Genomic DNA, 20,043 nt, shown 5'->3' with positions numbered 1-20,043 from the left:
GACCTCACCGATGTCACCGTCGTCGGCAACTCCTTCGGCGGCTGGCTCGCCGCCGAGATCGCCCTGCAGGAAAGCCCGCGCGTCAGCGGCGCCGTCATCATCGACGGCGTCGGCATCGAGGTGGACGGCCACCCCATCACCAACCTCGCCGGCATGACACCGCAGCAGATCAGCACCCACTCCTTCCACGACCCGCGCAAGGCACCCCTCCCGCCCGCCGGCCAGGCCGGGCCGAGCCCCGACCTCCAGGCCCTGATCGGCTACACGGGCCCCACGATGTCCGACCCGACGCTCATCGACCGGCTGGCCGGCCTCCACCTGCCCGTCCACGTCATCTGGGGCGAGAGCGACGGCATCGTCACCCCCGACTACGGCCGCGCCTACGCCGCCGCCATCCCCTACGCCGCCTTCACCCTGCTGCCCCGCACCGGCCACCTCCCGCAGGTGGAGACCCCCGAGGAACTCCTCGGCGCCATCCTCGACATCGACCTCGGCGCCTGACCCACCCGGACAACCGGCCACCCCTCAAGAAAAAGCAGGAGAAACCATGAACACCCCCCTTGCCGTGACCCGGATCGGGCACGCCTGCCAGCTGATCGAGATCGGCGAGACCCGGATCCTCACCGACCCCTGGTTCACCGAGACCGCCACCTACCACCCGGGCGAACAGCTCGCCACGAACGTCGCCGGCCTCGGCCGGATCGACGCCGTCGTCGTCAGCCACGAGCACTACGACCACTGCGACCTCGACGCCCTCCTCGACGGCGGCTTCGACCTCTCCGTCCCGCTGATCGGCCCAGGCACCGTCGCGACCATCGCCCGCGACAAGGGCTTCCGTGACGTCCGTGCCATCGAAGCCTGGGAGTCGGCGACCGTCGGCCCCCTGGTGGTGACCGCGACCCCGGGCGAGCACGGCGTCCACGAGGTGACCTTCGTCCTCCAGGCCGAAGGCCGCACCGTCTTCTTCGGCGGCGACTCGCTGCGCGTCCCCGAACTCGACACCATCCCCGACCGGATCGGCCCCGTCGACCTCACCATCCTGCCGACGAACGGCCTGTGCGTCCGCCCAGCCGGCATGCGGCAGTTCGTCATGGACGCCGAACAAGCCGCCGGCCTGACCGCGGCACTGCGCCCCACCCTGGCGATCCCGCACCACTACGCCTTCACCAGCGGCCGCCTCGGCGACAAGATGATGACCAAGACCGACCCCGACCCCCGCCACTACGCCGACGCCGTCGCCCGTCTCGCCCCCGACATCGAGGTCCGCATCGTCCTCACCGGCGAGCGCGTGCAGGTCCCGTAAGCGCCGACGAGCAGTACGTGCCCAAGCTCCCGGCCGACCTGCCGGCCGGCGAGCACTCCACGATCGCGAACTTCCCAGGTGATGCCCGGCCACGAGGACCCGCCACGCCGGCCGCAGTGATCGCGACCACGCGGCAATCCGTAACGGGCTCGCTGGAGGAGGGGAGGCCGAGGCAGACCTGAGCGCGGCCCCGTCGGCAGCCACCGCGCTATTTGTACTGGTCAGCGTCAGCGCACCCGTCCCCGCGGTTTCAGCGCCCCAGGCGGCAAGTTCGGGGCAGGGAGCCGGTCACCGTCGTAGCCCTTCACCTCGCCGAACCGCGACCCCGTCGCCCAGTCGGCGGGGGCCTGTTCCGGTTTGAGGGGTATGCGAGGGAGTGGCGGGAGAGTCAGCGTCATCTGGAGGGGTCGTCTCTGCGGCATCTGGATTCTCTGCTGAAGCACCATATTTTTCCGGCGTTGGGGAGCCGGCGGATGGATGCTTTCGACCACAAGGTGGTGGACGGTTTCATCAAGACGATGGAGCGCAGTGGGGCGGGGTTGGCGACGCAGTCGAATGCGTTCGACAAGGTGAAGTCGATTCTGCTGGATGCCCACCGGCTGGGGCTCTACGACGGCAGTCCGCTGGAGGGTGTGAAGCCTCCGCAGTACAACCCGGCGAAGGCGGTCATCCCGTCGGTGGCGCAGTTGGCCCAGATACGCGTGGCCGGTGACGACACCTTCCGGCTGATCGCGGATCTGATGAGCGGCTGCGGGCTGCGCAACGGCGAGGCGGCCGCCGTCAGTCTCCGCGGCATCGTGGCTCACGACGTGTACCGGATATCCGAACAGGTCAACCAGACCAGCGGCCAGTACGCACGCCTAAAGCACCGCAAGGCCGGCGCGTACCGGGACGTGCCGCTGCCGACCCGAACCCGGGAGACCATCGAGTGGTACGCCGAAAAGCACGGCACGGTTGACGGCTATCTGCTCCGTCATCCACAGGATCCGAACCGGCCGTTGCCGTACTACTACCTGCACAACCGGTGGCAGCGCATCAAGAAGGCCGGCGAAGCAGACATCCCCGAGGGAATGGTCCTCTACGGGATGCGGCACTTCTTCGCGTCCAACTGCCTGAGCCACAACATTCCCATCACCGACGTCGCCGAGTGGATGGGCCACAAAAGCATCGACATCACATACAAGATCTACCGACACCTCCTCCCCGGCTCCATCAGCGCCGCCGCCAAGGTTCTCGACAGGGGATTGATCGCGTAGGTGCGCCTACCGCAAGTCGATCCCAGGTTCGTCGCGTTGGAACAACGACGAGGCATGGACCGGCCTCAGTCCCTGGATCACACCTCACCGCGTACCGGTGTGTGGTCATCCGATGCCGTTCACAAGGTGTCCACGCTGCATCCGTCACACACCTCAGCGAGCGCTGAGCGGGATGAGGAGACTGTCCGTCGCATCAGCCGACGCGCTGGACTGCCTAGCCCCGATCTTTCGTGACGGTCCGTCGGTTTCTTCGGCGGGCTGTTTCGGTTGTTCGGGCTGGTGATGGCCGTGCTGATGGCCCGGCTCTCGCATCGGGTGGGCGCCGGGTTCCACGGCTCCGGTCGGCATGGTGCTGCTCGCGGGGGCGGGAACTGCCTGGTCAGCCTGGGTTCGGGAGAGCTTCGAGCCGGCCGATGGCGTCGGTGATCACGGCGGTCCAGGGCCAGTGGCGTGCGAACCTCAGGTGCTGGCGGCGGGCGGTGGTGACGAGCTGGGCGGCGGCCGAGAAGAGGCGGAGCCGGAAGCGGCGGGGCTCCCACCTGCGGGTTTCGCCGGTCAGAGCGAGCATGGGCATCCAGGCCAGCAGGTCGAGGCGATCTGGACGATCTCCAGCCAGATCTGGTTCTGTGCGGGGGCAGGTTGCGCAGGCCGGTGGCGCGGGCGGCCCGGATGCGGTCCTCGGCCTTTGCGCGTTGGCGGTGCCGCAGTTCGAGTGCGGCGATCGGGATGTCGGTGGTGTTGGTGGCGAACGCGGTGAGCCGGAGGCCGTCGGCATCGGTGAGGCGCAACTGAGCGCCGGGGTGGGGTCGTTCCTTGCGGACGATCAGCCGCATTCCCTTCGGATAGCCCTTGAGGACGTCGCCGTCGAGTTCGGCGACCCAGGCGCCGTCGCGGATCTCACCTTCCGGTTCGACGGCGGGTGTCCACGCGGCGGGCGGGACCTTGAGGACGGCCTGGTGGATGGCGTCGGTGACGGTCGTGCCGACCGAGTACGTCAGCCACCTGCCCCGCTGGGCGAGCCAGGCGACGAACTCGTGGGTGCCGCCTGCGGAGTCGGTACGGATCAGCGTCCGGCGTCCACGCCGGTACTTCTTCGGCAGCTGGGCCAGGGCGAGTTGGGTGGTGGTGATGTGGTCGGCGGCGGTGTTGCAGCCCGCGTTCCCGGGCCTGAGCAGCGCGGCCACCGGCTCTCCGGTGCCGTCGCTTCCGTGATCGACGAAGCCCATCAGCGGGTGGTGGCCGTAGGTCTTCTTCCAGGTCGCGGTGGCGTCCTGCTTGTCGGAGTGGGCCAGCACCAGCACCCCGTCCAGGTCCACGAACACCTGTCCGGTGGCGTCCGGCAAGGAGGCTCCGGCCAACTACCAGACCCGTTCGCGTACTTCGGCTCGTGCTGACCGGATCGCTGTCAGGGCCTTCGGGCCGGCCGCGGCCAGGGTGTCGATGAGGCAGGAGACGGTCGGGTCGGAGGCCACCGGGCCGAACACAGCCGGCTCGGCCCGCAGCATCCCGACATCCGCGAGGCAGTCGCCGCTCAGCGCGACTGCGAGGGCCACGTCCAGCACGGTCTTGCCCGGATCGTGCACCGCCCGAGCCTTCCGCCACGGCGCCAGCTCCGCTGATATCACCGTGTCCAAGCCGGACTTGCGGACGGTCTCGATCAGCAGCACGCCCCCGGCCTGGGAGACCACCGCCCCGCCGCCCTCGATGCGGACAGGCGGGTACGACCCGATATGCTTCTTCACCTGTGTATGTTTCTTTCCACGGCACGACCTGGACCCTCGACAAGTCCTATCGTTGCAGCTCAGGAGCACTTCTCGCGTTTTCGATCACACTTCGGACAGCCCACCTCGTGAAAGCCCGAGGTTAGGACCTGGCAGACGGTCGGCAGGCCGCGAACCACCGCCGCCCCGCCACCCTCCTCTGCCCCTTGTCAGCCGTCACCGGCCGTGGAGCTCAGGCCAGGTCAGCGCTGGCCAAGGTGACCGCGAGCGCGATGTTTCCACCCGGGCGTGCCCAGAACCGAATCGGGCCTGTCCAGCCAGATGTGGCGCGAGAACCAGCGGCCGGGCTCCCGCTACCTCTTGGTGTTGCAGAGGGGCGGCGACGCCGCTGTCGCCAGGTGGAAGCGGATCCGGGGCTAATGCCGTAGCCGACACCCGCACAGCCTCCGATTCGGCCCGGTCCGCCGGGCCGCCAGCGGGCGCGGCGGGCACAACCTGTTCGTCAGGGTCGCCGGCGGAACCAGCCACCGCCCCTCTTCGACTGTGGTCGTCCTCCGGCTCCGGCGGCGCGGCGGCCTCGACGCGGGCAGCCTCAGCGGCGGCTTCCCCGCGGACGACCTCGTCCGCGCGTACGGGCCGCACACAGACTTGTCCCCGACCCCCACGGCGGTCCGGTGCACGGTGATCTCCTCCCAGCGCTCGTCGGTGAACTTCCGCCCGCACCACCTGCGCACCAAGCGCTCCGCCCCCGGCGGGGCTGCCCGTGTGGTTCGGCCGCAACCTCGACGCCTGGTCGGACACCATCGACACACGCGGCATCTCCGACACCATCGACGACCACAGCGTTCTGACCGTCCACGTCGACCTGGCCGGCCTGTTCACCGGCGAGCACCCCGACGGCCGCGTCCTGGCCGATCTCTTCGACGGCGAACAGAACCGCCTCGTCATCCACGCCACCTGAACCCGGGCCAGGCCAGCCGGACCGGCCGGGCACAGCGCCTGCGGGCATGGGATCACGGACGGGGCGCGGCGGGAACGGGTCCCAGAGGGCGCCGTCCGGCGGCGGGAGCGTCGCCGCGGCGCGTTCGCGGGCGGGTCGGTAGTGGCCCCGCGTACGTGCGAAGGAACGCAGGGCCACCGTGGAAACGCCAGTCCGTCCTGCGGGAGGTGCCATCCGGATCGTATGAGCCATGCGGCCCGAGGGCCCGTCAGGCGCGTGCGCACGGGTGGCCGGACCCCGACGAGGGTTCTCTCGGCGGTTCCGCGGGCAGCTTGTGGCGAAACAGTCAGGCGGCGGTCAGAGATCCCGAACTGGACCGCCGCCGGGGTGGCGGTCCAGCACATCTTGTAGTCGACGCGGGTGGAGTTGTACGAGCACGTGTCGATCTTGGTGCCCGTGGACTTCCTGAGGGTGGCGGTGTCCTTGTCGTTGTTCCACACGTACGCCGACCGCCCCTGACAGACGCTCGCGGAGTGTTCTTCCCCTTGCCCGTGTGCACGGTGACGGTCTTGCCCTTGCCGAGGGTGAACGTGCCGAAGGTGTACGTGTGGCGGGAGGCGTCCACGAGCGTCTAGCCCTTCAGACTCACGGCCGCGGAGGTCGTGTTGCGGATCTGGACGTACTCCGCGTTCAGACTCGTAGTCGAGCGGGTGTCCTTGCCAGGACTGTCGTAGTAGATCTTGTACAAGTGCACGGAGCCGGAAGACGCCAGCGCCTGCACGGGCAGGAGCGCGAGGCCGGCGAACGCCGCGGCCACCGCGACAGCGGCGGCGTTGCGGGTACGGAACATGAACGTCCTTGAGGTGCTCAAGCCGGGCTCCCCCCACGGACCCCGGCGGAACGCCAGAATACGAACAACACCCTTTGCCTGGGACCTGATTGCCCGATCTCAGGACAGCCGGCCGTGCCTCAGCCGGTGCACGGCGCCTGCCCGCGCAGGGCGACCACCCGACACGGGTCACGGCCGTCGGGCGGGAGTTCGGCGCCTCGCGGCCGTCAGCCTGGTCGCCCACGTGCTCAGCGAGACGTCGTCCGGCGCGCGCCGACCAGGCTGACGGCCGCGTTCGCGCGAAGTGGACCGCTTCGCCGTGGTCATGCCGCCGGTTCTCTTCCCTCGCGCCGAGACAGGCGGAGTGTGAGCGAAGTCGGGTCCCGGCGCCCTCGCACGATCTGGTCGTCCAGGGCCGGGGGCTGGTGGGGCCGGCCGCGTAAGGACGCAGGCGAGGTGGCGCCGGGCTTCGGTGAGCGCCCCGATCGGGTGACAGTCCCCGGGCCCGGCGAACCACCGGCGCACGGCGTCGCGTGTGAGCGGACATGCAACCGATCAGCGACGCCACACGTCGCGCGGCCGGGCCTGGCTGTGGTGGAGGTCGCCGCCCTCGATGACGCGACCGCGTTCGCCGTCCAGGAGCTGCTTACCGCGCACGCTGCGGTCTCCGCGGCGGGCCGTACCGTGCGCTCCCCCGGCGAGCCCGGCGTACGGCTGCGCTTCTTCCTCGGCCTCCACCCCGACCACGGCCAAGACGACATCGACGACAACTGGGGGTCGGGTGTCGTAGGAGGCTGAGTGGTGGGCCCGGAGATGATTCGAGCGTCTCCGGCGCCCTTCTGCTTTTTCCTTCCGGGTGTGCTTCGCGCACTCCCCCGGCGCGCTCCTTATCGCCACGCGTGGCGCGGGAGTGACAGGGGCCGGCAGGGCAGAAAGTGAGAGTCACGCCCCTATGAAGAAGGAGACTCTCTGTGAGAATGCCTGGTCCCTGCCGGAAGGCCGTGGTTGCTGTGTCCCTGGGTCTGCTGGCCACCGTGCTGTCGGCCCCCACGGCGCAGTCCGTCACCGACCAGCCGTCGTTGCTGGCCCCCAACACCGAGATCAAGACGCTGTCCGGCAGATGTGTGCAGGGCAGCAAGGCCGCCTCGGTCGGCCTGATCCAGGAGACCTGCAACAACCCGAGCGTGCAGCGGTTCGACCTGCGCCCCGTGGCCGACGACAAGTGGGAGATCCGCACGAGCGGCCTGTGTGTCGGCGTACGGGGTGTCAGCACCGCTGACAGGGCGGTCGTCCAGACGTACCCTTGCGACGGCGGCCAAGCCCAGCGATTCGGTCTTCTCCCAATGGGCGGCCCGTTCTACATGATCCGCACCTTCGCCGGGAAGTGTGTCGAGGTCGACGGCCTGGACACTAATCGTGCCCCGCTGCTGCAGCAGCCCTGCGCCGACAAGGGATCCCAGAAGTTTTTTATCGATCCGCCTTCCTACTAGGCGTTGGCCCCGGTGACATCGACCCGCACCACCACGCACGACGTCACCGACCGCGTTGCCCGCGTACTCTGCGCGGGCACGGCCGAGAACCGCGGTGTCAAGGGCATCCGCCGCGCCCCGGGCGTCTACGAACTCATTTGGGTACTGACACCACGTTGAGGAACTGGGCGAAGCGGCTGGAGCTGCCGGCGCAGCGGTGACGGGGGCACGGCGTGGCGGCCCGGGGCATCGGCGCCGGGCCGCTGGACGGCAGGCCGTCCCCCGTCGTCCACCGGTGGCGGCGCTGCCCGGCGGCATGATCCTTCGGAGTCAGGTGTCCTTCTTCTGCGTGCTCCAGCGTATCCCCAGCACGCTCAGTGCCTCTCTCTTCTCGGGGCTGAGCCGCTCTGGGAAGCGACGTTTCCTCTCCAGCCATGATCCGAGTCGGAACTCGTCGTCGGCGATGTAGCTTTGGGCGCAGCTGAGGTTGCCGTGGAGGACGTGGTGGCGCTTCGCGGCGGCCAGGCCCTCGCGCCACTTGCGTTCGAAGGGTGGGAGGGGCTTCCAGTCGATGCCGTCTTCTTCCAGCAGGCGGACCTGTTCGTCCAGGAGGAGGACAAGGCCCGTGCCTAGCGCCGCCGCCATGATGCCCGGCTGCGGACCGGCCCCGCCCCGGCGCCAGGTCGATGCCGCTGACCGCGCTGCACTGCCGGCATTCGGGCGCGATCACCGGCACTCCGTCGAGGTGCACGGTCACCGTCCCGTCCGCGTCAGGCGCTTTCCGGCCGGCAGCCAGACGTGCTGGCGGACTTCAGCCCGTGCGGACCGGATCGCGGTGAGGGCCGTCGGCCCGGCAGCGGCGAGGGTGTCGATGAGGCGGGAGACCGTCGGGTCGGAGGCCACCGGCCCGAACACGGCCGGTTCGGCCCGCAGCATCCCCACATCGGCGAGGCAGTCCCCGCCCAGCGCGACCGCCAAGGCCACGTCCAGCAGGATCTTGCCCGGATCGTGTAGCGCCCGCGGCTTCCGCCACGGCGTCAGCGCCGCTGATATCGCGGTGTCCAAGCCGGCCTTGCGGGCCGTCTCGACCAGCAGCACGCTCCCTGCCTGCGAGACCACCGTCCGGCCGACGCCCTCAATGCGGACACGCGGGTACGACCCGATACTCCTCTTCACCTGAGAAGTACCTCCGGCTGGGCAGGAAAAAGGACCTCAAAAATCCTCATTCTTGCTGGTCAGAGGCACTTTTCGCTTACCTGACCGCCCGTCGGACAGTCCGCTGCGTGAAAGCGCGAGGCTAGAGAGACACCGCAGCCACATGACTCATCAACCCCCTGCGCAACAGCCACTTGGTCGGCGACACACGGATGACAGAGACACAGCCATCGCCGCGCTAACCCGGTGGTCAGGAGGCTGGTGTGACCGGCTCTCGGGGTGCTCACGCTGGTCGCGGGCGCCAGTCTGAGGAGTAGATCGCCCGTCAGCGGTTGACCGGGTTCGTCAGAACAAGCAGGGCACGCAGGAGACGCGTCGCACGAGCGGGGTCGGTGCGGAGCTTGGTGAGGATCCACCAGTTCTTGAGGTAGGCGAAGCCGTGTTCGACCGATGCGCATGCGATGGCAAGGACCTGGTTGGCGGTCTTCTGGCCGGGGGTGAGCTTGTGGGTGCGGCTGGCGTGGAAGCCAGTGATGATCACAGAATCGCGTACGTCGTTGTCCAGGCCGCGGAAGCCGAGATCTGCCAGTGCCCCGAGGCCGGCGGCGCGTAGGTGGGCCAGGCTGCGGTCGTGGCGGGCGGCGGTGTTGTTCATGGGTGCGGCCGGCCCGGGCGGCGGATATCCAGATCAGGCGCCCCCTGTCGTCGGTCAGAGCGAGGACGTGCAGGCCGTGACAGTAGTGCTTTCCGGAATAGTTCCGCCGGTCGGCTTTTTCGGTGCGACGCTGGGTGGCGATGAGAGTGCCGTCGATCAGGACCACCTCCACGCCCTGCTTGGTGACCTTCTTCAGGGCTCGGTCCAGGCGCGGGGCTTGGGCGGCGAGCAGGGTGATCAGCTCGTCGCGCCGGCGGCGGACGGTGGGCTCGGACACGTTGTTTCCGTCGGCCATGTCGGCCAGGCGCTGGTCGTGTCGCAGCAGACCAGGACGATCACCGCGATATTTCGGGGCGGCAGGATCCGCCACCGGGACCGGATCGCTTTCAGGTGGCGCCGCAGCAGACCGGTGAGGTGGTTGACGGTGCGCGTGGACACCGTCAGTCGGCACTGGTGGACAAGCAGGCAGGGGTCCTCGGCGTGCTCATTGGTATGCGTCACGCGATTCCAACAGCCGTCGAAGGCACCGTGGTTACGCCCTCTCCGCACTGTCCCAGGCGCTGGTGGAGCAGTTCACAGGCGGGTGGTGAACCGGCCGTCGGGCAGTTTGCGCAGCCAGCCGCGGTCGACCAGCCTGACCAGCTTCGCGCGCAGCGGTTCCAGCTTGGCCCGCACGCTGATGTCCACGCCCAGCATCTCTCCGACCTGCCGGGCCATGACCGGTCCAGCGGCCTGCCGTACCGCGGCGAGGATGCGCTGGTAGTCCGGCGGGAGCATGGCCTCCTCCACGTCCGGTGCGCGGTGCGGGATCAGCAATCACCGTCCGTCCACCCACCTGTCCGGGCGCTGGCACGGCCGAGGCGCGCTCGTCGGCGAGCTGCTCGCTCACCCGTTCACGGACCCGTTCAGCGACGGCGGGTTCGTCCAGTTCTGCGCGCCGCGCGCTGACCCGTTCCAGCAGCTCGGGATCCATGCACAGGATCGCAGAAGGCCACCCGGCCATACGGGACAGGAACAGGTGAACCGACCAGGCCCTTCCGCCTCCTCCGGCATGTCCACCACCCCGGGTCGGCCTCCCGACGCTCTCGCTCGCTCGTCGACGTCAACCTGGCGATTGCGAATAACCCGCAAGTGGGACCTCTGATCAGGTCGCCCCTGGATCAGCCGCCGGCCGCACCGTCCCAGCTCGAAGTACGCGACCCATCCGATAAACGAGGCTTTACGGACAAGAGTAAGGATCATGCCGCAAGCGCGCTTGCATGCTGAATCGTTCCCTCGCGGGAGCGTCTGCATGCAACATCGCCGACGACAAGGAGCCCGTGGAATGGCCGACTGGAAGCAGATCAGCGGTGCGCTCGTTCGGATCTCGGCCGGGTCGAGGACCAACGTGTGGGGCGTCAACGCGGCCGGAAACATCTACCGCTACACCAACAACGACGCCAGCCCCTGGGTGCAGATCCCGGGGGCACTGACGGACATCGGAGCCGCCGCGGACGGCACCGTCTGGGGCGTCAACTCCGCCGACAAGATCTACCGCTACACCGGCGACCAGGAAAGCGGCCACTGGAAGCAGATCAGCGGCGGACTCAAGGTGATCTCAGCAGGCTCCCGCACCTCGGTCTGGGGAGCGAACGCCGGAGGGAACATCTACCGCTACACCAACGACGACGCCAGCCCCTGGGTGCAGATCCCCGGCGCGCTCACCGACGTCGGAGCAGGAGTGGACGGCACAGTCTGGGGCGTGAACTCGGCCGGCAACATCTACCGCTACACCGGTGATCTGCCGGGCTGACCCCCGGCCACTCGGCATCCCGCCGCCGGAAGTCAGGCCGGTCACGTCCCCCAGGGCGTGACCGGCCCCGGCACAAACAGCAACCGGCGAGCCGACCTTCCTGTCAGACGATCTACGTCGGAGACTGCAGCCCACAGCCAGCCCCGAGTGTTACGGAGGGCAGTCACACCAGCCCCCTGACCTGCTGCTTCAAGTTGGCGGCGGCTCAGTGCGGCGTATCGTGGTGCGCGCGAGAGTGCCGGGCATCGTCGATGGTGCGCACCGGGTGCGGCCTGCGGCCGGGCGACCTCGCCCTGGGGGCGTGTACGAAGAACTCGGTACCGGAACGCATCCGGCGCCGACCTCTTCGTCGTCACCTGGGCAAGGCCTGTCTGCGGAAGTCGCTCGGCGGCATTCCGTACGCGCGACGGAAGGCCCTGCTGTAGTCCGCCTGGTTACGGAATCCCCATCGCTCGGCGATTTCGCCGATCCGGCAGTGACCGAGGCCCGGGTTCGCGAGGTCGGCGCGGCTGCGTTCGAGGCGGAGCCAGCGGATCGTGGCGCCCACCGTGTCCGGCTCATCGTGGAACAGCAGGTGGAGCAACCGTACGGAGATGTGGTGGTGCGCCGCGACGGTGGCGGGGCCGAGGCCGGGATCGGCGAGGTTCGCCTCGATGAACGCGCGGACCCGTGCGAGGCGCCAACAGGATCGCCCTGGCAGGCGGCGGTGAGCTGCTGCTCACGCTCCCCGGCGAGCGGAACGCCCGCGATCTCACCGCCCCGGACGCGGGGCTCAGCGAGGCCGGCGGCTGCCCGTACACCTATGTGTGCGCCTACTCGGGCGAGAACTTCACCGGTGACGAACTGCGCCTGTTCACCTGCAACGCCCTCAACTACATCCCCTGGGCCGAGACCGGCTCCTGGATCAATAACCAGCGCTCCACCCTGTACGCCAAGTTCTACGACTCGAACGGCAACCTCGGCTGGACCTCGCCGGGCGGCTACAGCGAGGACCGCCACGCACCCTGGGGCTGGGTGTGGTGGCTGAGCCCTTACTGACGGCGAAGGCGTAGAGCGACGCGGCGCGCCCGGGGGACGCGCCGCGTCTGGCTGCCGGGTGCGCGATCCACGCCTTCATACTGCAACTGGCCGGTATCATCTGCCCAGATCCCGGAGCACTCGTCGAGGGGCCGGCGGAGCTGACGATCCTGGTCCCGAACCAGGGCTGGCTCTCGCGCATCCAGGCCGCTGCCCGGTCCCCGCTGAAGGTCCGCGGTGCTGGACCCCGTCACCGGGCGCAGCTCTTTCATCCGCGTCACGCCGACTTCGAGCGCTGTCCCTGTTAGGACCTGCTGCCCAACTATCCGGATGAAAAGTCCACCGTGGAGCTGGCTCGGCAGTCATCTCCGCTGATCCCCTCGCCCGAGGTCGGCAGCGCTGCCGGGCGGCTGCGCAGGACGTTGCCCCCCGCTGAGGGGGTGCGGCGGGGGCGTGGCACCACCAGTCCACCCGGGAAGCGTCACCATGCGCCGGGCCACCGCCCCCGGGAGGCGCCGGCTCCCGCGGAGGGAAGCGCGCCGGTGAGGCGGTGGGACGACCACGATGCGCCACCGTGTCCGGAAAGTGCAATACAGGCGGATCCTCACCAAGCTCCGCACCGATCCCGACCGCGCCACCCACCTCCTGCGCGCCCTGCTCGTTCTGACGAACTTCGAAGTCAACTGCTGACGGATGATCTACTCCTCAGACAGCCGCTCACGACCAGCGTGAGCATCCCGAGAACCGGTCACACCGACCCTTAGACCTGCGACTTCAAATTGGCGCAGGCTCAGTGCGGCGACGCCTCCGGTGTCGGTGTGGTCCTCGTCGAGTGCGCGGCGGCGGGCGGTGGCCGCGTCGAACAGAGCGCGGCCGTCGATGTCGTCGGCGAGGAAGCGGGGCGGGCGCTGGGTCACCCAGGTCAGTTCTGTGTCGTGTGCGAGGTCGACGGCGATCTGTGCATCCGAGTTGCCACCACTGACGACTATCACGCGGCGGCCCGCGAAGTCCCGCGGCCTTCGGTAGGCGACGGTGTGCAGTTGCCTACCCTCGAAGTCCTCGCGGCCGGGGATTGCAGGGAGGAAGGGGCGCCACCAGGTACCGGTCGCGCTGATCACCACACGCGCGTGCCACGTACCGGAGTCGATGTCCACCCTCAGAAGCCGGCCGTCCTTATACACACCAAGCACCTGGACCGGTCGCTGCACGGGAAGCTCCTACCGGTTCTCGTAGTCCTTCAAGTACGCCACCACGTGCCCAGCAGTTGGGTACTCCTCGCCCGGCTGCGCCGGCATGAGTCGGCCGGGGAGGGAGGAAAAGGTCGCCGGGGAGAACAGGTGCAGCGAGTTTCAGGCGTGCTGCCAGGCCCCACCAGGAGTGGCCTGAGCATCGAGGATGACGAAGTTCACGCCCTGGCGTCGCAGGTGGTAACCGAACTGCTGCGCTTCGGGCACTCCTCGGGCGCCGTCCACGCCATCCACGCCGCCCGTCCCTCAGCCGCCCACCCCGCCGAGCGGTTCCTGCTCACCCTCACGCCCAAGGCGTACGCGGGCACCGGCGTCCAGGCCGTCCATCCCGGCCAGTAACCACCACACCCGCAGCGGGCTGGGATCGGTCCTGAGCACGGGGTTTGTCAGCGGCATCTGGTGGACTGAGCGCTGGCACGGCAGGGCGAGGGCGCTCTTGGCCGGGCCGGAGGGGTGGGGTGCATGGACGTCGGGATGTTCTTCAGCAGCGGAGACGGCTGGGGTGAACCGTGGGCGCTCGATATCGAGACGGTTGAGTCGCTGCGGTTCGGTCCTCCAATCGGCCGGACGGATCCAGATGTTCGCCACCGCGCTGACGCGGCTGCTGTATGACGACTTCGTCTCCTACGGCACCAACGGCCAGGGCAGGCGCTTGGACGACAACAACGTCACCGGCCCACCGCACCGTCTTGGAACGCCTGGCTCTGCTGCTGAGGGCGGTCGGGGGTGCGCGCCCGGAGTTGTCAAAGTCCGCACCGACTCCGGAAATGGGGGTTGACCTGCGGAAATAAGACCTTCAGCATGTGGCGGGTACTGGCAAATCTCCGTACAGACTGTGTGACGGATGTTACGTCTTCACCTCGTTGGACCGCGCACGTACGTCGAGTCGGCAGCGCACCCCGACGTACCTGCCTTCCTTACCCCACGGTAAGGACCATTTCCACGATCAACTGTCACCACCGTCATCCATCAGCAGATGGATGAGAGTCACTAGCGTGATACCGAACAACGCAGGTTGGGCTTCTTCAGGATGATGATGGGCGAGTTTTGTCCCCATCAGACCGATGAAAAGCAGCACCAGCACACGGAGGCTGAGAGGCTCGTTCATGCCACGGCCACCGAACTGCGGGGGAAATCGATGACTGTGCCCCATGGACGACCTGACAACTTGTACATACGTAGCCCCTTGATGGGGCAGCCAACGTGCGGGCCCGGAAGCTGCCCCGCCTTATAAAGGAACGGGAGGTTACACCGAGTCAGGTACGTCGCTGGCAGGTTCGGAACGCAAGCATCATGCCTGCCCGCAGGCAACAGATGCGATGTCTTCGTCGGTGGGTGCTCAACCTCTGGCATGGCGGGGCCCGTCTGGGAGCTGCCGAGCGATGAAGACAGGAGCCACTGTGCCGTAAGTCCACCTGTTCCAGGTCGACTGCCGTCTGTCCGTGTTCCTGGCCAAGTCGGGCGCGGGACTTCACCAGCCCGAGTCGGGCGAGAGCTTCGCCACGTCGCTCGCCCAAGGCGTGGAACTCTGCCAGAGCCTGTTCGTAGACAGCGCGGGCTTCCGCGTAGCGCCCGGCACGGTAGAGGACGTTGCCCCGCATCTTGTGGTTGTAGGCCAGTGCGCTGTCCAGTCGCATGGTGCGGCAGGGCTTTTCCGCTTCGGTGAGCAGGTCCAGGGCGCGGGCGGTGTCTCCGTTCCGGGCGGAGATGATGTCGGCGACGCCGCGCAGTGCCCAGGCGTATCCGCGCTGGTCGTCGGCTTCGGCGGATCCCGAGCCGCGGGTGGCCGAGGCGATGTTGGAGGGCTGGGCTCGTCAGCAGCGGGTTTGGTTCTTGAAAGACGACACCATCAGCCACCGTTTAAGACTGGTGCAGCGGCTGGCGCGGTTCTCGGGCCAACTGGCCGCTGACGATCAAGCTGCGGACGTTACTCGTGACGAGAGGGCGAAACGGACACGCCTACGGCCCTCAGCTCGCTGTCGCGTACACGATGAGGTTGTCGACAGGGTGCCCCTGCGCGTCGAAGTCGCCGTCGCACGTGATGAGCCGTAGAGCACGTTCCTGGGTCGGCCCGTAGACCTTCTCCGTCGGGAAGGCGTTCTTGGCGACGCTCTCCGTGGCCGTGACGGTGAAGTGGAGGGCTTTTCCCGTCTTGTCGGTGACGGCGATGTCCGCACCCTCCTTGATCTTCTTCAGGTCGTGGAAGACGGCCTCCCCGAAGCGGGTGTCGTTGTGGCCGATGATGACGGCCGCGCCGATGTCACCGGGCACCGCACCGCCCGTGTACCAGCCCGCGGTCATCCCCTCCTCGGCCGGCGGGACCTGGACCGTCCGGTCCGTGTTGAGGCCCAACTCCATCAGCGAGCTGGTGATCCCCACGGAGGGAACGGCCACCTCGGCAGGGGCCGCCGGAGCGTCGGCCGCGGGCCGCTCTGACTTCGGAGCGCCCGACGCGGCGGCGGGGGCGGTCGGGGCGGCCCGGACCGCCGGGTCGGGGCCGGACGAACAGCCGGTGAGCAGGGTGACGAGGGTCAACAGGGTGAGGGTCGCGAGGCTGGCCCGGGACAGGGCCGGACGGTGTGCAGGGGGCAACTCGGGCTCCAGAACAGGGTGCGAGGGTTCGCCGGAACGCACAGGGCGCCGCCTGGTGAAGGGCGGCGCCACCGTTTCGTACGAGAGGTCGTGCTGCCGGGTCAGCCTTCGCGGCGGGCGGTGGTGCGGCGGCGCAGTACGTAGGTGCCGGCGCCCGCGAGCAGCAGCGCGCCGGTGGCCGAACCGATGAGCGTGCCGGTGTTGTCGTCCTGGGCGGGGGCCTCGCCCGCGGCGACACCGCCACGGGGGTAGTCCTTGCCTCCGGCCTTCTGTGCTTCGGCGGCCTTCCGGGCCTCGGCCTCCTTGAGCGTCCTGGCGTCCTCGGCCTTCTTCTTCGCCAGGGCCTCCTTGTCGGCCGAGGTCGAGTCGGTCGCGCCCGGCGTCGGAGTCGGATCGGTGGCGAAGGCCGCGGTGGCCGGGACGAGCAGCGCGCCGGCCGCGACGCCGGTCAGGACAGCGATACGCAGCGGGCGCAGGGTGAGACGGCGGGACATGTGAGGGCTCCAGTTCCAGCCCGGCTTGGTCGTTCCTGGTTACCGATCCGCACCAGGTTCCGGGCATGGCTTCACCCTGACGGCCACTTGTGAGGAAACTGTCAGAGCGCTGTCGCCATCCCGTCAGGGCCGACCGGGGCCCTCCGGCTTCCGTGACTCGGCTGTCGGCAGCCGCAGGGTGAAGGTGGCCCCTTCCCCCTCCGTGCTCGCCACGTCCACCGTGCCGCCGTGGGCTTCGGCGAGCTTGAGGACGATCGCCAGGCCGAGGCCGCTGCCCCCGGTGCTGCGGTTGCGGGACTTCTCCGCCCGCCAGAAACGGTCGAACACGTACGGGAGGTCGCCCGCCGGAATGCCACTGCCGGTGTCGGACACCTCCACGGCGAGCTCGTCCCCCGGGTCGGTGACGTACCGGCGCAGGGTCACCGTGCCGCCGGCCGGGGTGTGGCGCACCGCGTTGGAGAGCAGGTTGCTGACGGTCTGCCGCAGCCGTACGGGGTCGGCGTCGAGGAGCGGTGGGTGAGGGGTGCCCGGCGGCGGTGTCACGAGCGTAAGGGTGATGCCCGCCGTCTCGGCCAACCCCTGGTGCGCGGCGGCGACCTGGCCGAGCAGCTCGTCGATCCGTACCGGCTTCCGGTGCAGCCGCAGGGCGCCCGCGTCGGCCGCGCCCAGGTCCTGGAGGTCGTTGATGAGGTGCTGGAGCTGCACCGCCTCCTCCAGGAGCGAGGAGACGAACGCGGGGTCCGGCACGGCCAGTCCGTCGTGGGCCGCCTCCAGCCAGCCCCGGATGTTGCTCAGTGGCGTTCGCAGCTCATGGGCGACATCGCTGACCATCACCTTGCGCTGCTCCTCCAGGCGGGCCCGGTGCGCGGCCATGTCGTTGAAGGCCGCCGTCAGCCGTCCGATCTCATTGTCGGAGACGACGGGCACGGGCACCGGCGTCGCGTCCAGGCCCTCCCGCATGCGCTGGGCGGCGCCGGTGAGCGCGTGCAACGGGCGTACGAGCCTGGCTCCGGCGAGCACCGAGGCGCCGACGGTGAGGGCGAGGACCAGAGCGGTGACACCGGCGATGCGTGCGGTGTTGGCGCGGGAGAGGTCGAAGCCAGGCACGCCGGCGGCACCGGGGCCGTCGATGAACAGGAGTGCGGACTCGGCGACATAGCCCGTGAGCTGTTCCCGGCGGGCGCTTTCGACACAGTTGCCCACGGCCCGGTCGTACGCGCTGTCGCGGATCTCGGCGGGAGCGTAGTCGAGTGCGCCGCCGGAAGCCGCTTTGCGTTCGGCCGTCGCGGCGTCCTCCGCCTTCTTGGCGGCCAGGGCCTTCGCCTCCCGATCGCTGAGGCCGTCCTGGGCACCGGAGACCGCGTCGTCCCGCCCGTATGCGTAACTCCGGTCCCAGGACAGGTCCAGGTTCAGTTTCACGGCGGTACGACCCTGTCGTTTCAGACAGGCGTCAGCCAGTTGGTTGAGGGCGCTCAGGGCCTTCCGCTCGGTCGCGGTGGGACCGACCGGGTAGGACGCAAAGCACTTGGCCCCCATGTCACGGTCGGTGACGCTGTCGGTCCCCCCCTCGGTCTCGTCGCTCACGAACTGGACGCGGGGCCGTCCGCCCGGGCTCTCGACGACGTCGGCGGCGATACCCATCTGGCTGAGACATCGCACCCTCCCGGCGGCGGCCTTCCGCAGTGCGTCGTGTTCCTTCGCGGGCAGCCGGAAGGGCCCCACGGCCCGTGGATCGACGCGGTCGGCGCCGGCCTTGGCCGCGTCGGGCACCAGCACGGTGTCGACGGAGCGTGGATCCACGACCGCCGAGGCCTGCTGAGCGAGCAGATCGTCGGACGGACCGCCGCCCGCTGAGCGCGAGTCGGCCGAGTCCACGATCGGGCGTCGGCCCGGCGTGGTGAGTACGATCCGGCGCCCGGACTCCTGGGCCAGATCTCGCACGGTGGTGTCGACGCCGTCCCAGCCGGGGTGGGTGGCCGCGTAGCCGAGGAGGGTGTTGTAGATCTTCGCGTCGGACTTGAGGTTCTGCCCCTGCTCCTGGCGGATCGCGACGGAGGTCGTCTGCACGGCCAGCCAGGCGGTCGCGGCGACCGAGCACGAGGCCACCAGCGCCGTCACGGTCAACAGCCGCCCCGCCAGGCTCTTGCGCAGCGGCAGCCGGGCGGCACCCGCCGCACCTCCCCTGTCAGGACGACGCATGGCGCACGTTCTTCGCGGGGTCCGTGAGTTTGTAGCCGACGCCGAAGACGGTGATGAGGCGGGCCGGCCGTCGTGGGGTGCGCTCGATCTTCTTGCGCAGGTTCATGACGTGCATGTCGACGGTCCGGCCGCTGATGTACTTGTCGAAGCCGTGCAGCTCGTCCAGGAGCCGTGCCCTGGTGAAGACCCGGTCGGGCTCGGCCGCCATCGCCGCGAGGAGACGGAACTCACCGGGCGTGCACTCGACGGGCGTCCCGGCGACCGACACCTCGTGCCGCGAGGGATCGACCCTGAGCACGCCGACCGTCAACACCTCGTCGTCCGGGACCGCTTCGGGCTCCGAGGCGGGAGCGGGGGCGGGTACGGTCACCGGTGCCGGGTCGGGGCCGCGCCGGTTGCGGCGAAGCAAAGTCCTTACCCGGGCGGTGAGTTCACGCGGACTGAATGGCTTGGTCATGTAGTCGTCGGCGCCGAGGTCGAGGCCGAGCAGCAGATCGTCCTCGGTGCTGCGGGCCGTCAGCATCAGCACCGGCACCTCCCGGCGTTCGGCGCGCAGGATCCGTACGACGTCGAGACCGTCGGCCCCGGGCATCATCACGTCGAGGACGACCAGGTCGGGTTCCTGGTGCCGGACCGTCTCAAGAGCCGTCCGGCCGTCCTCGACGACCGTGACGGCGTGGCCCTCGTGCTCCAGGTAGCGGCGCACCAGTTCGGCCTGCTTCGCGTCGTCTTCGGCGACCACAATGTTTGCGCACACGCCGCAGATCGTAGCGACCGCCGGCGCCGGGAGGTCGGAAGTGTTCTTACCGTGACGGCGGTTCGGTGATGGACAGGCGAGGGTGCAGGGCTGCCGTCGAGCGTCCCGTGAGGTCGAGGAGCAGCTCGGCGAAGAGGGCGTCGCCCCACCCGAACCAGGGATTGTCTCTAGTGGTGATCAAGCGGCTTGGGGTGGGGGCTGGTGCGGTAAGACTGTGGTGTGACGCGTGCGCAACTCACCGACAGCGAGTGGGAGTTCATCGGGCCGTTCCTGCCGACCGGCAAGTTCGGCCCATACCCCGAACGTCTGCGTGAGCAGTTCGAGGGGGTGATCTGGCGGTTCCGCACCGGCAGTCAGTGGAGAGAGATGCCCGAGCGGTTCGGCGCCTGGCAGACCGGCTACAACCGCTTCATGCGATGGCGGGACGCGGGCGTCTTCCAGAGCCTGCTGGACGAAGCGATCACCGAGGCCGCCCACAGGGACGAGATCGACATGTCCCTGGTCAGCGTGGACTCCACCATCACGCGGGCCCATCACGACGCCGTCGGCATGCGGGTCAGCGAACAGACCCTGGCCGCACTTGAGGAGGCGGCCTTGCAAAAGGGGGAGCGCCAGAA

21 protein-coding genes and 8 pseudogenes are annotated in these 20,043 nt (G+C 69.0%); 10 read left to right on the top strand and 19 right to left on the bottom strand.

The window, feature by feature from the left end; genetic code table 11:
• Together ACH4DZ_RS30815 and ACH4DZ_RS30810 are read left to right on the top strand one after the other, a co-directional pair.
• A partial coding sequence (locus ACH4DZ_RS30815; RefSeq protein WP_398290650.1) for an alpha/beta fold hydrolase occupies positions 1–501 on the top strand: 501 nt, incomplete at its 5' end.
• A gap of 46 nt (positions 502–547) precedes the next feature.
• Complete coding sequence (locus ACH4DZ_RS30810) at positions 548–1,303, top strand: MBL fold metallo-hydrolase (protein WP_398290649.1); 756 nt, start codon at positions 548–550, stop codon at positions 1,301–1,303.
• Between the two features lie 227 nt (positions 1,304–1,530).
• On the opposite strand, the pseudogene ACH4DZ_RS30805 reads toward ACH4DZ_RS30810, so the two are convergent.
• Positions 1,531–1,653 (bottom strand): annotated as a pseudogene (locus ACH4DZ_RS30805) (pirin family protein); the annotation flags it as partial.
• A 123-nt stretch (positions 1,654–1,776) separates the two neighbouring features.
• Between ACH4DZ_RS30805 and ACH4DZ_RS30800 the strand changes: the two are divergent.
• Complete coding sequence (locus ACH4DZ_RS30800; RefSeq protein ID WP_398290648.1) at positions 1,777–2,559, top strand: tyrosine-type recombinase/integrase; 783 nt, start codon at positions 1,777–1,779, stop codon at positions 2,557–2,559.
• 379 nt (positions 2,560–2,938) lie between these two features.
• On the opposite strand, the pseudogene ACH4DZ_RS30795 reads toward ACH4DZ_RS30800, so the two are convergent.
• Positions 2,939–4,301 (bottom strand): annotated as a pseudogene (locus ACH4DZ_RS30795) (IS1380 family transposase).
• A 742-nt stretch (positions 4,302–5,043) separates the two neighbouring features.
• Here ACH4DZ_RS30795 and ACH4DZ_RS30790 point away from each other — a divergent pair.
• Positions 5,044–5,241, top strand: coding sequence for a hypothetical protein (locus tag ACH4DZ_RS30790; protein WP_398290647.1), 198 nt, complete (start codon positions 5,044–5,046; stop codon positions 5,239–5,241).
• Positions 5,242–5,618: 377 nt separating this feature from the next.
• Here ACH4DZ_RS30790 and ACH4DZ_RS30785 read toward each other — a convergent pair.
• A pseudogene (locus tag ACH4DZ_RS30785) lies at positions 5,619–6,070 on the bottom strand (lamin tail domain-containing protein); the annotation flags it as partial.
• A gap of 573 nt (positions 6,071–6,643) precedes the next feature.
• Here ACH4DZ_RS30785 and ACH4DZ_RS30780 point away from each other — a divergent pair.
• The 3 genes from ACH4DZ_RS30780 to ACH4DZ_RS30770 all read left to right on the top strand — a co-directional run bounded on the left by ACH4DZ_RS30780 (position 6,644) and on the right by ACH4DZ_RS30770 (position 7,698).
• Positions 6,644–6,847 (top strand): DUF6207 family protein, encoded by a 204-nt coding sequence (locus ACH4DZ_RS30780; RefSeq protein WP_398290646.1) that lies wholly within the window; start codon positions 6,644–6,646, stop codon positions 6,845–6,847.
• A 203-nt stretch (positions 6,848–7,050) separates the two neighbouring features.
• Complete coding sequence (locus ACH4DZ_RS30775; protein ID WP_398290645.1) at positions 7,051–7,539, top strand: RICIN domain-containing protein; 489 nt, start codon at positions 7,051–7,053, stop codon at positions 7,537–7,539.
• Positions 7,540–7,551: 12 nt separating this feature from the next.
• The gene (locus ACH4DZ_RS30770; protein ID WP_398290644.1) at positions 7,552–7,698 is read left to right on the top strand and encodes a hypothetical protein; all 147 of its coding nucleotides are present in this window, start codon (positions 7,552–7,554) and stop codon (positions 7,696–7,698) included.
• 150 nt (positions 7,699–7,848) lie between these two features.
• Here the strand turns inward: ACH4DZ_RS30770 and ACH4DZ_RS30765 are convergent, their stop codons facing one another.
• The 6 genes and pseudogenes from ACH4DZ_RS30765 to ACH4DZ_RS30740 form a co-directional block, all read right to left on the bottom strand.
• A complete protein-coding gene (locus ACH4DZ_RS30765) occupies positions 7,849–8,163 on the bottom strand; it encodes a helicase associated domain-containing protein (RefSeq protein ID WP_398290643.1) in 315 nt (104 codons plus the stop codon).
• A 72-nt stretch (positions 8,164–8,235) separates the two neighbouring features.
• Positions 8,236–8,694 (bottom strand): annotated as a pseudogene (locus tag ACH4DZ_RS30760) (transposase); the annotation flags it as partial.
• A 304-nt stretch (positions 8,695–8,998) separates the two neighbouring features.
• Positions 8,999–9,328: a transposase family protein gene (locus tag ACH4DZ_RS30755; protein ID WP_398290642.1), complete on the bottom strand. Its 330-nt coding sequence runs from the start codon at positions 9,326–9,328 to the stop codon at positions 8,999–9,001.
• A gap of 52 nt (positions 9,329–9,380) precedes the next feature.
• Positions 9,381–9,623 (bottom strand): annotated as a pseudogene (locus tag ACH4DZ_RS30750) (IS5/IS1182 family transposase); the annotation flags it as partial.
• The gene (locus tag ACH4DZ_RS30745; RefSeq protein WP_398290641.1) at positions 9,566–9,829 is read right to left on the bottom strand and encodes a hypothetical protein; all 264 of its coding nucleotides are present in this window, start codon (positions 9,827–9,829) and stop codon (positions 9,566–9,568) included. The gene ACH4DZ_RS30745 and the pseudogene ACH4DZ_RS30750, both read right to left, overlap by 58 nt.
• Before the next feature lie 72 nt (positions 9,830–9,901).
• On the bottom strand, positions 9,902–10,144 hold the full coding sequence (locus ACH4DZ_RS30740) for a hypothetical protein (protein WP_398290640.1): 243 nt from the start codon (positions 10,142–10,144) through the stop codon (positions 9,902–9,904).
• A gap of 508 nt (positions 10,145–10,652) precedes the next feature.
• Here ACH4DZ_RS30740 and ACH4DZ_RS30735 point away from each other — a divergent pair.
• Positions 10,653–11,120, top strand: a complete 468-nt coding sequence (locus ACH4DZ_RS30735; RefSeq protein ID WP_398290639.1) for a tectonin domain-containing protein — start codon at positions 10,653–10,655, stop codon at positions 11,118–11,120.
• Between the two features lie 352 nt (positions 11,121–11,472).
• On the opposite strand, the gene ACH4DZ_RS30730 is transcribed toward ACH4DZ_RS30735, so the two are convergent.
• Entirely contained in the window at positions 11,473–11,775 is a 303-nt protein-coding gene (locus ACH4DZ_RS30730; RefSeq protein WP_398290674.1) for a helix-turn-helix transcriptional regulator, read from the bottom strand.
• Positions 11,776–11,789: 14 nt separating this feature from the next.
• Between ACH4DZ_RS30730 and ACH4DZ_RS30725 the strand changes: the two genes are divergently transcribed.
• Positions 11,790–12,158 (top strand): peptidase inhibitor family I36 protein, encoded by a 369-nt coding sequence (locus ACH4DZ_RS30725; RefSeq protein WP_398290638.1) that lies wholly within the window; start codon positions 11,790–11,792, stop codon positions 12,156–12,158.
• Between the two features lie 770 nt (positions 12,159–12,928).
• On the opposite strand, the pseudogene ACH4DZ_RS30720 reads toward ACH4DZ_RS30725, so the two are convergent.
• The 9 genes and pseudogenes from ACH4DZ_RS30720 to ACH4DZ_RS30680 all read right to left on the bottom strand — a co-directional run.
• A pseudogene (locus tag ACH4DZ_RS30720) lies at positions 12,929–13,618 on the bottom strand (NAD(P)-binding domain-containing protein); the annotation flags it as partial.
• 12 nt (positions 13,619–13,630) lie between these two features.
• Complete coding sequence (locus ACH4DZ_RS30715) at positions 13,631–13,780, bottom strand: hypothetical protein (protein ID WP_398290637.1); 150 nt, start codon at positions 13,778–13,780, stop codon at positions 13,631–13,633.
• A 550-nt stretch (positions 13,781–14,330) separates the two neighbouring features.
• Complete coding sequence (locus ACH4DZ_RS30710) at positions 14,331–14,492, bottom strand: hypothetical protein (RefSeq protein WP_398290636.1); 162 nt, start codon at positions 14,490–14,492, stop codon at positions 14,331–14,333.
• Between the two features lie 148 nt (positions 14,493–14,640).
• Positions 14,641–15,147 (bottom strand): annotated as a pseudogene (locus ACH4DZ_RS30705) (tetratricopeptide repeat protein); the annotation flags it as partial.
• A gap of 205 nt (positions 15,148–15,352) precedes the next feature.
• Positions 15,353–15,976: a class F sortase gene (locus ACH4DZ_RS30700; protein ID WP_398290635.1), complete on the bottom strand. Its 624-nt coding sequence runs from the start codon at positions 15,974–15,976 to the stop codon at positions 15,353–15,355.
• A 101-nt stretch (positions 15,977–16,077) separates the two neighbouring features.
• Positions 16,078–16,470, bottom strand: a complete 393-nt coding sequence (locus tag ACH4DZ_RS30695; protein ID WP_398290634.1) for a hypothetical protein — start codon at positions 16,468–16,470, stop codon at positions 16,078–16,080.
• Positions 16,471–16,593: 123 nt separating this feature from the next.
• The gene (locus ACH4DZ_RS30690; protein ID WP_398290633.1) at positions 16,594–18,669 is read right to left on the bottom strand and encodes a sensor histidine kinase; all 2,076 of its coding nucleotides are present in this window, start codon (positions 18,667–18,669) and stop codon (positions 16,594–16,596) included.
• Positions 18,656–19,426 carry a response regulator transcription factor gene (locus ACH4DZ_RS30685; RefSeq protein ID WP_398290632.1) on the bottom strand — a complete coding sequence of 257 codons (771 nt, stop codon included), beginning with the start codon at positions 19,424–19,426 and terminating at the stop codon, positions 18,656–18,658. Before ACH4DZ_RS30685 ends, ACH4DZ_RS30690 begins: the two co-directional genes overlap by 14 nt.
• Before the next feature lie 46 nt (positions 19,427–19,472).
• A complete protein-coding gene (locus ACH4DZ_RS30680; protein ID WP_398290631.1) occupies positions 19,473–19,607 on the bottom strand; it encodes a hypothetical protein in 135 nt (44 codons plus the stop codon).
• 38 nt (positions 19,608–19,645) lie between these two features.
• Between ACH4DZ_RS30680 and ACH4DZ_RS30675 the strand changes: the two are divergent.
• Positions 19,646–20,030: pseudogene (locus ACH4DZ_RS30675) on the top strand (transposase); the annotation flags it as partial.
• Positions 20,031–20,043 lie beyond the last annotated feature (13 nt).

It is taken from the genome of Streptomyces sp. NPDC017991 (assembly GCF_044328075.1).
Taxonomy (GTDB): Bacteria; Actinomycetota; Actinomycetes; order Streptomycetales; family Streptomycetaceae; genus Streptomyces.
This window is presented reverse-complemented; position numbering and strand designations above follow the sequence as displayed.